The sequence below is a fragment of the Nocardia vaccinii NBRC 15922 genome, from assembly GCF_001613305.1.
Classification (GTDB): domain Bacteria; phylum Actinomycetota; class Actinomycetes; order Mycobacteriales; family Mycobacteriaceae; genus Nocardia; species Nocardia vaccinii.
Genome location: NZ_BDCC01000009.1, coordinates 140,411 through 153,622 on the forward strand (window position 1 = coordinate 140,411; position 13,212 = coordinate 153,622).

At 66.4% G+C, this 13,212-nt stretch carries 14 protein-coding genes and 1 riboswitch; of the genes, 2 read left to right on the top strand and 12 right to left on the bottom strand.

All coding sequences use genetic code 11. The features are described 5' to 3' along the window. Positions 1-2: 2 nt before the first annotated feature. From NV1_RS05345 to NV1_RS05380, 9 genes are all read right to left on the bottom strand, one after another. Positions 3-1,256, bottom strand: a complete 1,254-nt coding sequence (locus tag NV1_RS05345) for an acyl-CoA dehydrogenase family protein (protein ID WP_067886088.1) — start codon at positions 1,254-1,256, stop codon at positions 3-5. 33 nt (positions 1,257-1,289) lie between these two features. Then, complete coding sequence (locus NV1_RS05350) at positions 1,290-2,159, bottom strand: SDR family oxidoreductase (RefSeq protein ID WP_067886090.1); 870 nt, start codon at positions 2,157-2,159, stop codon at positions 1,290-1,292. A gap of 75 nt (positions 2,160-2,234) precedes the next feature. Next, positions 2,235-3,104 carry a MaoC/PaaZ C-terminal domain-containing protein gene (locus NV1_RS05355; protein ID WP_067886092.1) on the bottom strand — a complete coding sequence of 290 codons (870 nt, stop codon included), beginning with the start codon at positions 3,102-3,104 and terminating at the stop codon, positions 2,235-2,237. Beyond that, entirely contained in the window at positions 3,101-3,535 is a 435-nt protein-coding gene (locus tag NV1_RS05360) for a type II toxin-antitoxin system Rv0910 family toxin (protein ID WP_067886094.1), read from the bottom strand. Before NV1_RS05360 ends, NV1_RS05355 begins: the two co-directional genes overlap by 4 nt. A gap of 72 nt (positions 3,536-3,607) precedes the next feature. Next, positions 3,608-4,813: a lipid-transfer protein gene (locus NV1_RS05365; protein WP_067886097.1), complete on the bottom strand. Its 1,206-nt coding sequence runs from the start codon at positions 4,811-4,813 to the stop codon at positions 3,608-3,610. 490 nt (positions 4,814-5,303) lie between these two features. Continuing rightward, positions 5,304-5,951 carry a TetR/AcrR family transcriptional regulator gene (locus tag NV1_RS05370; protein WP_067886098.1) on the bottom strand — a complete coding sequence of 216 codons (648 nt, stop codon included), beginning with the start codon at positions 5,949-5,951 and terminating at the stop codon, positions 5,304-5,306. A gap of 70 nt (positions 5,952-6,021) precedes the next feature. Continuing rightward, on the bottom strand, positions 6,022-7,158 hold the full coding sequence (locus NV1_RS05375) for an MFS transporter (RefSeq protein WP_067886683.1): 1,137 nt from the start codon (positions 7,156-7,158) through the stop codon (positions 6,022-6,024). A gap of 179 nt (positions 7,159-7,337) precedes the next feature. Further along, a complete protein-coding gene (locus NV1_RS43255; RefSeq protein ID WP_157116583.1) occupies positions 7,338-7,481 on the bottom strand; it encodes a hypothetical protein in 144 nt (47 codons plus the stop codon). 149 nt (positions 7,482-7,630) lie between these two features. Next, positions 7,631-8,848: an NADP-dependent isocitrate dehydrogenase gene (locus NV1_RS05380; protein ID WP_067886101.1), complete on the bottom strand. Its 1,218-nt coding sequence runs from the start codon at positions 8,846-8,848 to the stop codon at positions 7,631-7,633. A gap of 316 nt (positions 8,849-9,164) precedes the next feature. Beyond that, positions 9,165-9,275, top strand: a riboswitch (SAM riboswitch). A 334-nt stretch (positions 9,276-9,609) separates the two neighbouring features. Between NV1_RS05380 and metX the strand changes: the two genes are divergently transcribed. Continuing rightward, the gene (metX, locus tag NV1_RS05385; protein ID WP_084525104.1) at positions 9,610-10,764 is read left to right on the top strand and encodes a homoserine O-acetyltransferase MetX; all 1,155 of its coding nucleotides are present in this window, start codon (positions 9,610-9,612) and stop codon (positions 10,762-10,764) included. 28 nt (positions 10,765-10,792) lie between these two features. On the opposite strand, the gene NV1_RS05390 is transcribed toward metX, so the two are convergent. After that, a complete protein-coding gene (locus NV1_RS05390) occupies positions 10,793-11,038 on the bottom strand; it encodes a DUF3017 domain-containing protein (RefSeq protein ID WP_067886685.1) in 246 nt (81 codons plus the stop codon). A 173-nt stretch (positions 11,039-11,211) separates the two neighbouring features. On the opposite strand from NV1_RS05390, the gene NV1_RS05395 reads away from it, so the two are divergent. Beyond that, on the top strand, positions 11,212-11,676 hold the full coding sequence (locus NV1_RS05395) for a tRNA (cytidine(34)-2'-O)-methyltransferase (protein ID WP_067886105.1): 465 nt from the start codon (positions 11,212-11,214) through the stop codon (positions 11,674-11,676). A gap of 17 nt (positions 11,677-11,693) precedes the next feature. On the opposite strand, the gene NV1_RS05400 is transcribed toward NV1_RS05395, so the two are convergent. Both NV1_RS05400 and NV1_RS05405 read right to left on the bottom strand, forming a co-directional pair. Continuing rightward, a complete protein-coding gene (locus NV1_RS05400) occupies positions 11,694-11,924 on the bottom strand; it encodes a DUF167 domain-containing protein (protein ID WP_067886107.1) in 231 nt (76 codons plus the stop codon). 44 nt (positions 11,925-11,968) lie between these two features. Then, positions 11,969-13,036 carry a hypothetical protein gene (locus tag NV1_RS05405; RefSeq protein WP_067886109.1) on the bottom strand — a complete coding sequence of 356 codons (1,068 nt, stop codon included), beginning with the start codon at positions 13,034-13,036 and terminating at the stop codon, positions 11,969-11,971. Between the last annotated feature and the right edge of the window lie 176 nt (positions 13,037-13,212).

Sequence of the window (13,212 nt, forward strand, 5' to 3'; positions counted from 1 at the left end):
AGCTACTGCCCCAATAGCCCCTTGGCCACGTGCGTCACCTGGATTTCGTTGCTGCCCGCGTAGATCATCAGGGATTTGGCGTCGCGGGCCAGTTGTTCCACGCGGTATTCGGTCATGTAGCCGTTTCCGCCGAAGAGCTGGATGGCGTCCATGGCCACCTCGGTGGCCGCTTCGGAGGAGTAGAGCTTCATGGCCGACGCCTCGGCGAGAGATGGCGGTTTACCGGCCTGGGTGCTTTCCAGGGCGTTGAAGACCATGTTCTGCACGTTGATTCGCGCGACCTCCATCTTCGCCAGTTTGAGCTGGATGAGCTGGAAGCGGCCGATCTCCTGACCCCACAGGGTGCGGCTCTTGGCGTAATCGATGCACAGGCGGTGACATTCGTTGATGATGCCCAGGGCCATGAACGCCACCCCGATGCGCTCGGCGGTGAAACTCGAACGGGCGCTTTCGCGTCCGTCGCCGCCCTTGTGCTCCTCGGTCTCCCCCAGCAGGCGATCGCGGCCCAGGCGCACGTTGTCGAAGAACAATTCACCGGTCGGCGAGGCGTGCAGGCCCATCTTCCGGAACGGTTTGCCCTGGGTGAAGCCCTCCATCCCCTTGTCCAGCACGAAGGTCAGCACCTTGCGATCGCGACGATCCGCACCGTCGCCCTCGTCGAGCTTGGCGTAGACGATCACCGTATCGGCGTACGGGCCGTTGGTGATGAACGTCTTGCGACCGTTGAGGATGTAGTCCTCGCCGTCGCGGCGGACGTAGGTCTTCATCCCGCCGAACGCGTCCGACCCCGAATCCGGCTCGGTGATCGCCCACGCCGCAACCTTTTTCATCGTCACGATGTCGGCGAGCCAGCGCTCCTTCTGCGCGAGCGTGCCCCGGGACATGATGGTGGCCGCGCCGAGCCCCAGGCTGACGCCCATCGCGGACACCAGCCCCATGCAGACACCGGACAACTCGCCGATCAGCACCGCCATCATCGACTGCTGTCCGCCGAACGGTCCACCGCCGGTGGATTTCTCCGACTCGGGCGGTTCCGCCCGCCCCGCGTCGGCCCGCGCCCGCTCCTTGGCGAGCATCTTCTCGACCGATTCCGCACCGAGCGCATCGATGCCGAACTCCGCGAACAATTTCCGGATGATCGGATACGGCGTCATCTCGCCGCTCTCCATCGCATCCACATGCGGCCGAACCTGCTTGTCGATGAACCCGCGCACTGCGGCGCGGATCATCTCGTCGGTCTCGGACCATTCGAACATCGTTGTCCTCCAAACTTTTCCAGCCGGGCGCGATCAGGGCAACCGGGCGGAGATATCGTCGATCGTCCAGGGGCCCTCGGTCTCGATCGTCTTCACGTCGTGCCAGCCCGCCAGCTCGGAAATGGCCCCGCCCTGCACCGCGAACACCTTGCCGGTCATCGGACACCTGTCCGAGGCCAGATAGGCGACCAGCGGGGAGATATTGGCCGGGCTGAACGCGTCGAACTCGCCCTCGGGGACCTCGGCGGCGAAGATCGCGCCCATACCGGGCGTGGCGAGGGTCAGCCGGGTGCGCGCCATCGGGGCGATCGCGTTGACCCGTACGCCGTATCGGTCGAGCTCCTCGGCGGCGACCAGCGTCAGCGCGGCGATTGCGGCCTTGGCCGCACCGTAATTCGCCTGTCCCGCATTCGGAATCGTGACGCCCGAGGCCGAGGCGGTGTTGACCACCGCGGCGGTGGGCTGATTCCCGGCCTTGGACTGATCCTTCCAGTACGCGGCGGCATGCCGCAGCACGTTGAAATGCCCCTTCAGGTGGACCGCGATCACCGCGTCCCACTGCGCTTCCTCGAGGCCCGCGACGAATCCGTCCCGCAGGATGCCGGCGTTGTTGACCACCACGTCGAGTCGGCCGAATTCCGAAACAGCCTGATCCACCAGGTTTTTCGCACCATCCCACAGCGCGACGCTGTCGGTGTTGGCGTAGGCGCGGCCGCCCGCGGCGAGAATCTCGTGCACCACCTCCTGCGCCGGGCCGCTGTCTGCGCCCTCACCGGCATTGTCGCCGCCGAGGTCGTTGACCACCACGCTCGCGCCCTCGCGGGCGAACAGCAACGCGTGCTCGCGGCCGATCCCCCGGCCGCCACCGGTGATGACCGCGACCTTGCCCTCCAATGCACCCATCATTTCTCCTGTTCGATGTGTCCGGGAGCCCGGCGGCGTTCGGTTCGCGATACGCGCGCCGGGCGAGGCGGAACGTCAGTCCGCGATCTCGGCGAGACCGTCGCTGAGCACGACGTCCGAACCGCGCACGGTCTCGAATGCGTAAGTGGTGGCGCCGTTGCCGGACTCGACCTTCCAGATGCGGGTGGACAGGTCGTCCCCGGGAAACACGAGTCCGGCGAACCGGACGGCGAACCGGCGCACCCGGCTCACATCCGAACCGCCGACCTCGGTGAGCACCGCCCAGGAGGCGAAGGCCATCGTGCACAGGCCGTGCGCGATGATGCCGGGCAGTCCGGCCTCCTTGGCGACCTCCTCGTCCAGGTGCAGCGGTACCGGATCACCCGATGCCGGTGCGTAGCGGAAGGTCTGATCCTCGTCCACGTGCTGCGATACCACCGCGATCGGATCCCGGGCGCGAAGGCTGTCGTCGAAACCGTTTGGCGGGGCCGATTTCCCGACCGTGCGGCCCGCGTCGACATTGCGGAAGAACGCGGTCAGATACTGCTCGTTGACCGGATCGCCTGCTGTGGAACGGGTTTCGATATGCATCGTGATCGTGCTGCCGCTGCTGCGACTCGCGTATCCGATCGCACGAGCCTTGGCCACCAGCGTCTCGCCCGGCCGGATCGGGCGGTGGAAGTGGAAGTCCTGCTCCCCGTGCACGACTCGGCCGAAGATGTCCGTCGGGGCCACGTCGATCACCGGGACCAGCATGGCGTCGAATACCGGGACGATCGCGAAAACCGGTGGGGCAACGTCCCCGGCGCGATGGACGGCGATGGGATCGTTCGTGGCAGCGGCGTATTCGGCGATCCGCTCCCTGGTCACCTCGAAACGCTCCTCGTCGGACCAGGTGTTCAGCCCCGAATCGTCGAATTCGACCCTCCGCGCCCGACCGTTCACGCCGCAGCCAGGGTATCGAGAGCATCGAGCGAGGTCTCGAGCTGCTTCATCCCGTCCTTCTCCACGGCTTTACCGAGTGCGCCCTTGATCAGCGCGCCCTCGAAGTCGCCTTGCAGCGAGAGCTCGCTCCCGTCGCCGTCACCGGAGATCCGGAAGGTGAATTCGACCTTCACACCGGCCATTCCGGTCGCGCCGAGAGTCAGCGTGTTCGGCGCGTCGACCGCGACGACGTTCCATTCGAACTTGTTCGCCATACCCAGCATGACGACCTTGGCGACGAGTTTGCTGCCGATCTCGAGCGTGGCCGGCGGCTCCTCCATCCAACGCTCGTGAATGGAGAACCAGTCACCCCAGGTGTTCGGATTACCGACCACGGCCCACAACGCCTCGGGTTCGGCGGCCATCTTCTTGGTGTATTCGATATGTCCCACGGTACAACTCCTCGTCGAGTTCGGTTGCCGGGCAGCCACTTCCGGCGGACATGCGGATCGGACAGTCCGCGATCAGCGATCGGCGCGCTGATATGCCGTGACAACGGCCGCGCCGCCGAGGCCGATGTTGTGCTGTAGTGCGGCGGTCACATTCGGGACCTGACGCTTGTCGGCGGTGCCGCGCAGCTGCCAGGTCAGTTCCGAGCACTGAGCCAGTCCGGTCGCTCCCAGGGGATGCCCCTTGGAGATCAGTCCGCCCGACGGGTTGACCACCCACTTGCCGCCGTACGTGGTCTGATTCGCATCGAGCAGCGCGGCGGCCTCGCCCTCCCCGCACAAGCCCAGGGCCTCGTACATCAGCAATTCGTTGGCGGAGAAGCAGTCGTGCAGCTCGATCACCTGGAAGTCCGCGGGACCGAGGCCCGACTGCGCGTACACCTGTTGCGCGGCTTGCACATTCATGTCGTAGCCGATGAGGTTCTTTGCCGTGCCGTCGAAGCTGGAAGCGAAATCGGTGGTCATCGCCTGGCCGACGATCTCCACCGCCTGACCGGCCAGCCCGTGCTCGTCGACGAAGGACTCCGAGGCCAGGACCACCGCGCCGGAACCGTCGGAGGTCGGCGAACACTGCAGTTTGGTCAGCGGATCGTAGATCATCCGCGCGTCCAGGATGTCGTCGAGCGTGTATTCGTCCTGGAACTGCGAGTACGGATTGTTGACCGAATGCTTGTGGTTCTTGAACCCGATCTTCGCGAAATGCTCCGCGGTGGTGCCGTATTGCTTCATGTGCTCGCGGCCCGCCGCGCCGAACATCCAGGGCGCCACCGGGAAGAGCACCTCGGAGATCTCCGCCATCGCCATGATGTGCTTGGCCATCGGCTGTTCCCGGTCGTCCCAGGTCGATCCGAGTGAGCCGGGCTGCATCTTCTCGAAGCCCAGCGCCAGCGTGCAATCGGCCAGGCCGCCCCGAATCGCCTGTGCCGCAAGGTAGAGCGCGGTCGATCCGGTCGAGCAGTTGTTGTTGACGTTGACCACGGGAATTCCGGTCATCCCCAGTTCGTAGACCGCACGCTGACCGGACGTGGATTCGCCGTACACGTAGCCGACATATGCCTGCTGCACCTGCTGGTACGAGATCCCGGCGTCGGCAAGGGCCTTGGTACCCGACTCGCGCGCCATATCCGGGTAGTCCCAGTCGCTGCCGTCGTCGTTCTTGCGGCGCCCCGGCTTCTCGAACTTCGTCATGCCGACGCCGACGACGTAGACCTTGTTCGCCATCGAACTCCTCACCTCCGGCCGCCGACCGCACGAGGGCGGCGGCATCCACGACTCCCGCAGGACCGATGAAACAAACATACAGAGCTGTATGTAACACCGCAAGGGATTCGATCCCGCGAAGACGTCGAGTTCAGACCCCGCTGCCGCTACATACAGCCCGCGACGCACCCTCGAGGCCCATTCGGCAACGTGAGCCTCGGCGTCCGGCGAATGCGGTGCATACGAATGTCACTCCGCGGCTGAATCCGACGTCGTGGAGCGGCTTCGGTCGCGCGCCGGCCAGCAGTGCTGTCAGCGACACGGCATGCGGAACCGACCGCGTCAGCTGCCGTTGCGAGTTTTGAACGAGCACAGGCAGTGAGGCAGAGAGCCTGCTCGGCGTCGAACCATTCGAAGGCGCGGACCGGCTGAAAACCCCAGGCCGGCCGCGAGTCTCAGCGAACGCTCGTTGGCATTCTCGATGAGGCGAGACGCACCCACCGCAGGCGGATCAGTCGAGGGTGAGATTCAGGCCCGTGAGCAGGGATTCGGCGGCGGCGCGCAGATGAGCCGAGGCGCGCCGCCAACGACGTTGAGCGCGTTCGGGATCGGGAGAGATGAAGTTGGACACCAGGATTCCGCGCAAGGCATCCATCGCGGTGTAGACGAAATCGCGAACCTCTTTGCGGCGCAACTCGTCCGGGACGAATTGCGCCACCGACATCAGAACGGCGTTGTTGACGAAGGGTTCGACCTTCTCCATCTCGGCGGCGAGCACCGCGTCGGTGCGACCGGCCACCCACAACTCCATCGCGGCGATGAACAGCGGCCCCTGGTGCAGCGCCCAGAGCGAATCGAGCATCGCGCCGATCGGATCGCCCCCGACCTGCACGCGGCCGAGGGCTCGCATGGCCGCCTCGGTGCGGCGCTGGGCCAGATGACTGATCGCGGCCACCACCAGATCGGTCTTGGAGCCGAAATGATGTACCTGCGCACCACGGGTGACACCCGCCCGCTCGGCCACCCGTGGCGTCGTCGTCCCGGCGTACCCGTATTCGACCAGGCAGTCGATGGTCGCATCGAGCAGCCGCACCCGCATCTCACTGCTGCGCTGCTCCTGCGTCCGGCGCAGCGGCTTGGACGGTGCGGGCCTGGTCATTCCGGGAATTCTACACTTACATTCAGGTCTGAATGGAAATGCCGCACTCCCGCACCGGAGAGGACAGCCGTCAAGCAGTACGCCGAGCGAGCTGGACAGTCACGGTGAACAACAGCACGCCCGCCACGGCGAGCCCGGCGCCGACCGCGGCCGGGGCGGTGTAGCCCAGGCCGGCGGCGATGACACGCCCGCCCAGCCACGCACCGGCCGCGTTGGCGATGTTCAGAGCGGCGTGGTTGAGCGCGGCGGCGAGAGTCTGAGCGTCGTGGGCGACATCCATCAACCTGGTCTGCAAGCCGGGCGACAATGCCGCGCCGGCCGCGCCGACCAGGAACGCACCCACTGCCGCGGAGATCGGATTATGCGCTGCGGCAACGAATCCCGCGAGGATGATCACCATCGCGATCAGCGCGGCGAAGACCGACGAGTCCACGCCGCGGTCGGCCAGCACGCCGCCGAGGATGCTCCCGACGATCATGCCGAAGCCGAACAGCGCCAGCACCAGCGGGACCAGGCCCAGCGACAATCCGGCCACGTCGGTGAGCGTGGTGGTGATGTAGGTGTAGACCGCGAACATGCCGCCGAAGCCGATGGCGCCGACCAGCAGGGTCAGCAATACCTGCGGGCGGCGCAGCGCACCCAATTCGGTGCGCGGATCGGTGACCCGGATTCCGGACAGCTGCGGCACGAAACGGGCGATGGCGAAAACCGTCGTCAGACCGATCGCGGCGACCACGAGATAGGCGTCCCGCCAGCCCAGATTCTGCCCCAGCCAGGTAGCAGCGGGAACGCCGACAACGTTGGCGGCGCTCAACCCCAGCATAACCGCAGCAATCGCCTTGGCGCGCTGTCCCGCCGGGGCCAGCGTCGCCGCGGCCAGCGAGGCGACGCCGAAATACGCGCCGTGCGGAAGTCCGGAAACGAATCGGGCCAACACCAGGGTTCCGAACGTCGGCGCGAGCACCGTCGCGAGATTTCCCACCGTGAACGCGGCCATGAGGACCATCAACAACCGTTTGCGCTGCACCCGCGCGCACAGCGCGGCGATCACCGGCGCACCGACCACGACCCCCAGCGCATAAGCCGACACGCTGTACCCCGCCGTGGGTTCGGACACGCGCATGGCATGCGCGATATCCGGCAGCAGGCCCATGGTGACGAATTCGGTCGTCCCGATGCCGAATCCGCCCAGCGCCAGCGCCAACATCGCGGGAATGTGCCAGCGCGTGCGCGGTGATGCTCCGTCCCGCGGTGGCCGGCCGGCCGGAGTACTGTCGCCGCGGGCGGACGCGGGCTGCACGGACACTTCGGACGCGGAAAGGGAGTCGGGCACGGTCAACGCCAACACGGCCGGGATCGGCACCGATACCCGAGCCACCGGTGATCTCACTCACCGCCGGCGGCGCCGGTACCGGACGAGATCCCGAATCGACTCGGCGACAACGGTTTCGAGAACGAGACCTCGGCCTCGAAGACCGCGTTGTAACCCGAATCACTCGCCCCGCGGCCGGAGACGGACTGGGCGTTCACGTCACTTCCGGCCGGTGCGGCCCCACGGACACAGCCTCGCCGTCGAGTACCGAAACAATTCGGGCACCCGCGGCCACCGCGTGCGGTGGGGGCGGGTGCCCGGTGTTTCATCTCGTCACGGCGGAGTTCACGCCGGACGAGCGACCAGCTCAGCTCAGCTCGCGCGCCAGGTTGGCATCGAGCACGCCGAGGAACTCCTCGGTGGTCAGATAGCCCTGATCGCCGCCGACCAGCAGTGCCAGGTCCTTGGTCATCTGGCCGTCCTCGACGGTCTTGATGACGACGTCCTCGAGGGTCTGCGAGAAGCCGATCACCTCGGGGGTGTTGTCCAGCTTGCCGCGGTGCGCCAGGCCACGGGTCCACGCGAAGATCGAGGCGATCGGGTTGGTGGAGGTGGGCTTGCCCTGCTGGTGCATCCGGTAGTGCCGGGTGACGGTGCCGTGCGCGGCCTCGGCCTCGCAGATCTTGCCGTCCGGGGTCATCAGCACCGAGGTCATCAGGCCCAGCGAACCGAAGCCCTGCGCGACGGTGTCGGACTGGACATCACCGTCGTAGTTCTTGCACGCCCAGACGTAACCGCCCTCCCATTTGAGCGAGGAGGCGACCATATCGTCGATGAGCCGGTGTTCGTAGGTCAGACCGGCCGCGTCGAACTGCGGCTTGAACTCGGTCTCGTAGATTTCCTGGAAGGTGTCCTTGAACATGCCGTCGTAGGCCTTCAGGATGGTGTTCTTGGTCGACAGATACACCGGATAGTTCTGCTGCAGACCGTAATTCAGCGAAGCCCGCGCGAAGTCCTCGATCGACTTCTTGAAGTTGTACATGCCCATGACGACGCCGCCGTCCTCGGGCACCTTGACGACCTCGTGGACGATCGGCTCACTGCCGTCCTCCGGGGTGAAGGTGAGGGTGACGGTACCGGCCTGATGCACCTTGAAGTCGGTGGCGCGGTACTGGTCGCCGAAGGCGTGGCGGCCGATGATGATCGGCTTCGTCCAGCCCGGGACCAGGCGCGGAACGTTGGAGATGATGATGGGTGCGCGGAAGATGGTTCCGCCGAGGATGTTGCGGATGGTGCCGTTGGGCGACCGATACATCTTCTTCAGGCCGAATTCCTCGACGCGCGCCTCGTCGGGGGTGATGGTGGCGCACTTCACGCCGACGCCATGCTCTTTGATGGCGTTCGCGGCGTCGATGGTCACCTGGTCGTCGGTCTTGTCCCGGTACTCGATACCGAGGTCGTAGTACTCGAGATTCACATCGAGGTACGGGTGAATCAGCTTGTCCTTGATGAACTGCCAGATGATTCGGGTCATCTCGTCGCCGTCGAGTTCGACGACGGTTCCCTCAACCTTGATCTTGGACATGGATCTTCGTGTCCTCCTAGGATGGTGCTCCCATTGTTCCGCCAGGTGAACACGCTTGTGAGCGGACCCAGCTGTTCAACAGACAACGTATACGCCCCGTGTTGTCCACGAGACTCGAGGTGCCAAACAGAACAAGCGTACTGGTGCGATGGATCTCATAGGCACCGGACCTACCCCGAGTGATAGATCCGTCACATCTGTGCGAATTCTCCTTTACCGCGTACAACCCATGTCCGATGTCGGCGATTCCGCTCGTACCTGGTGAAATCCACCACGGGTTTCGGACTCGCGCGAGCTCCGGCTACGATGTCGGGAAGGTCATGAGCACCAGCGCCAAGCCCCGGCTCGCTGGTCGGCAACCCTCCTGTTGCGGTGGGGTGCTCCGGGTGATGACCGGGCTCCCGAAGGCCGGGAGCAAGCGCGATCATCAGGAGGATTCCCGAAATGTGTTGTAGCCGTCCATTATCCGGACACCGCTGACGCCCACCGGCACACTTCTCGGAGCATGACATGAGTAACTCGCCCGCGCCCGCGACCGACCCGGGCTTCGTGCCGCGCAGCCCGCACCTCGCACCGATATGCGCTGACCGGCCCCGATATTCTCGCGTGACGCCGAGACGCCGGAACGCTGTGGCTACCATCGGAGACGTGCGTTCTCCCGTCGTCGACCCGCTTGCGGGCCCCCGTGCGCGCACAGTCCGCGCGATGTTCGCCGGTCCGAGGGATGGGCGGATCTCGCCTCCCGAGGCGGCGGTGGCGCGGTGACCGTGAGTATCGACCGGAACGCATCCAATAATTGCGCGGCAACCTTGCTGCCGCCATCGGACGGAAGTCTGGGCACGATCGCCGTCGGCGAGATCCGGCTCGAGAGCGGGGCCGTGGTTCCCGGAGCCGAACTCGCCGTGCAGCGCTGGGGCGAGCTGTCGCCCACCGCGGACAACGTCGTACTCATCGAACACGCGCTGACCGGCGACTCGCACGTGACCGGCGCGCCTGACGAGCTGCATCCGCTGCCCGGCTGGTGGGACGGCATCGTCGGCCCGGGCGCACCGCTGGACACCGACGAATGGTGTGTGATCGCCACCAACGTACTGGGCGGATGTAAGGGCAGTACCGGACCGGCGTCCCCGGCGCCGGACGGAAAGCCATGGGGGGCAAGGTTTCCCGGAATCTCCATTCGCGATCAGGTGACCGCGGAGGTCGCGCTGTTCGATCTGCTGGGCATCGAGCGGATCGCCGCGGTGGCCGGTGGCTCGATGGGCGGTATGCGGGTGCTGGAGTGGATGGTCGGCCATACGGAGCGGGTGGGCGCGGCACTGGTGCTGGCCGTCGGGCCGCGGGCGACCGCCGATCAGATCGGCACCCAGACCACGCAGATCGCCGCCATCACCGCGGATCCGGACTGGCAGGGCGGCGACTATCACGGCACCGGCCGGGCCCCGACGAGCGGTCTGGGCATCGCCCGGCGCATCGCGCACCTGACCTACCGCACGGATTTCGAGCTGGACCACCGTTTCGAGAATCACGCGCAGGGCGATGAGGACCCCTGGCGCGGTGGCCGCTACGCGGTGCAGAGCTATCTGGATCACCAGGCCCGCAAACTCGCGAATCGCTTCGACGCGGCCAGCTATGTGCTGCTGACCGAGGCGATGAACCGGCACGACATCGGCCGCGGGCGCGGCGGGGTGGCGGCCGCGCTCGCCGCGACATCGGTGCCCTGTGTGGTCGGGGGCGTGGACTCGGACCGGCTGTACCCGTTGCGCACGCAACAGGAACTGGCCGATCTGCTTCCCGGCTGCGCGCGGCTCGAAGTCGTGCACTCCCGAGACGGGCACGACGGCTTCCTGACCGAGACCGAGGCGGTCGGCAAACTGCTCGCCCAGACGATGGATCTGGCACGCACCGCGCGTTCCTGATCGCGGTCGGCGAGGCTCAGGGTTCGGCTCAGCCCACGCCCAAGCTGCTGATCGTCGCGGCCAGCGCGATGATCGTGCCGCCGAGCACCGCGTAGGCACCGACGTCGAAGGGTTTGCCGCGCACCGCCAGCAGGCCGACCCGCACCTCCGGAAGTACCAGCCGCAGCACCGACGCCAGCAGTGGCGCGCCGCCGATGACGAACGCCCCGCGGCGCCACCGATCCTGCACCAGGAACACCACAGCCACCACCAGCACAACCGCGACCAGCAGCATCGGCAGTTGGTTACGCAGGAATCCGAGCGGTCGTTCGGAATGAGCGGTTGCGGAAGCATCGGTCACCCCCCGATTCTCGCATTCGTTCGCCGGAACCTCCCGGCACCCGGGTGGCGATGGAAGGAGACGTAGGGTTCATCCCGTCCGGACGTGATGAAAGGCTGCGTTCTGCTGTGCTGAGGCTGATGTTCTACGAACCACGGATTCCGCCGAATACCGGTAATGCGATTCGGCTGGCGGCGGGGTCCGGGTTCTCGCTGCACCTCATCGAACCGCTCGGCTTCGATCTGTCCGAGCCCAGGCTGCGCCGGGCCGGACTGGACTACCACGATCTCGCCACGGTCACCGTGCACGAAAACCTCTCCGCCGCATGGGAATCCTTGAATCCCGAGCGGACGTTCGCCTTCACCGCCGGGGCGAACACGCGCTTCACCGATATCGCGTACCGCGAGGGTGATGTGCTGTTGTTCGGGCCGGAACCGACCGGATTGCCCGAGGAGGTGCTCAGCGACCCGCACATCACCGATCGGCTGCGAATTCCGATGCTGCCCGGTCGGCGGTCGATGAATCTGTCCAATGCGGCGGCCGTCGCGGTGTACGAGGCGTGGCGGCAGCTGGGGTTTCCGGGAGCGATGTAGGCCGAGCCGGGCCGGCGTCAGTCGGCGATCTCGAAGCGCTTGAAGCGGGAAGTAGCGCCACCGGTGAGTCGGACCGAACTCTTCGACACGCCCAGGTGCGCGGCCAGCAGTTCGATGGCCGCCTTGTTCGCCTTGCCCTCGACTGCCGGTGCGCGCACATACAGCCGTAACGCGCCGTCCTCGAGCACCTCGACGAGCGGGCCCTTACGGCTGTTGGGCGTGATCGTCGCCCGGACCACTGTCGGCATGGCGCACAGCGTAATCCCGCGCCTCGCGGTCATCCATCCGGCGGCTAGACATGTGGGAGCCGCATATCTAGGACATCGTGCGCGAGGATCTGCAACTGTCCGGGGGTGGTGAGCAGCAGATCACCGGTGTGGGGCATGCGGGGCTGCTCGGCGCCGGTGCGACGGAGTTCGAGTGCGGCCGCCGGAGTGAGAGAGCCGTACCGGAGCGTGTCGCCGGTGCCGCGCCGCTCCCACCGCGCGGCGGACCGACTCCAGACGGTGGTGACGAGGCGGCTCGGAGATCCGGCCTGCCAATTCGCGTAGGTGGCGGTCAGATCGGCACCATCCCAGCGCAGATCCTCCAGGGCCGAACAGGCCGAGGTAGCAGGCGGATCGAGCGGGTCGATTCGATCGTTCAGCAGGTCGATGCGCAGTAATTGCGCTGTACCGCAGGCGATTCCGTCGCGGGTCCGGCCCGCGATCGCGACCGCCTGACCGTCCGGCCGCAGCGCCGCCCGGTCGAAAGCGGTGTTGACGCCTTCGATCCGGCCCAGCGCCCGCACGACACCGGTATCGGTGTCGACGAGGGAAAGGTGATTGATACCCCAGGGCGCACCGGGCGGTGACTCGACCCGGTCGAGAACGAGAACCCGCTCACCGGCCGCGAGCAGACGCGGGACCGACACCACGGCCCCCGGCGCGATCGGATCCGGTGGCGGGAGGGTGATCCTGGCGCGCAGGGCGGGGTGCGGAGCGCGCAGATCGGCCTGGAGGAAGTTGTCCGGCTCGTTCCACCAGCCGACCGTCGTCCCGCGCAGCGGGAAGATGCGAGCACAATGACAGTCCACGCGGCCTGGCAGCACTGTGCCGCCCCCAACCTCCATCGCGGTGATCCCGCCGGAACCGTCGAGGGCGTAGATATGCGAATTGTCCTGTGTGAAACCGCTTTCGGAATAGCTGCCGCCGTAGCGCGCGATCACCCGCCGCGACGTGGCCAGCACCAGTTCGGTGCTGGTGCGGAAGACGAACGCCCGCGCGTTCAGCGACGCATCGGCGCTTCTGCCCGTATCCGACGCCGCAGGGGATATTCCCGCGGCGCAGCCCGAGACGATCAACACACAACCGATGAGCATCGAAATCCCTGCCCCGCAATGGTTCCGGGCGGTCACCGAAGTACCTCCAGGGCTCGGCGGTAGTAGGCCGCACGGGCCTGCAGGCCGTTGTATCCACCGTTCACCGCTCGGGTGACAGCGGCGAAATCACCGGCGTCGGCCAGTGCGTTGATATTGCGCGAGGTCCAGTACCACTG

Coding starts and splice junctions, on each gene's coding strand:
- NV1_RS05345 (WP_067886088.1), bottom strand. CDS start 1,256: ATGTTCGAATGGTCCGAGACCGACGAGATGATCCGCGCCGCAGTGCGC.
- NV1_RS05350 (WP_067886090.1), bottom strand. CDS start 2,159: ATGGGTGCATTGGAGGGCAAGGTCGCGGTCATCACCGGTGGCGGCCGG.
- NV1_RS05365 (WP_067886097.1), bottom strand. CDS start 4,813: ATGGCGAACAAGGTCTACGTCGTCGGCGTCGGCATGACGAAGTTCGAG.
- NV1_RS05370 (WP_067886098.1), bottom strand. CDS start 5,951: ATGACCAGGCCCGCACCGTCCAAGCCGCTGCGCCGGACGCAGGAGCAG.
- NV1_RS05375 (WP_067886683.1), bottom strand. CDS start 7,158: ATGTTGGCGCTGGCGCTGGGCGGATTCGGCATCGGGACGACCGAATTC.
- NV1_RS05380 (WP_067886101.1), bottom strand. CDS start 8,848: ATGTCCAAGATCAAGGTTGAGGGAACCGTCGTCGAACTCGACGGCGAC.
- NV1_RS05390 (WP_067886685.1), bottom strand. CDS start 11,038: ATGCTGCTGGTCGCGGTTGTGCTGGTGGTGGCTGTGGTGTTCCTGGTG.
- NV1_RS05400 (WP_067886107.1), bottom strand. CDS start 11,924: ATGCCGACAGTGGTCCGGGCGACGATCACGCCCAACAGCCGTAAGGGC.
- NV1_RS05405 (WP_067886109.1), bottom strand. CDS start 13,036: ATGCTCATCGGTTGTGTGTTGATCGTCTCGGGCTGCGCCGCGGGAATA.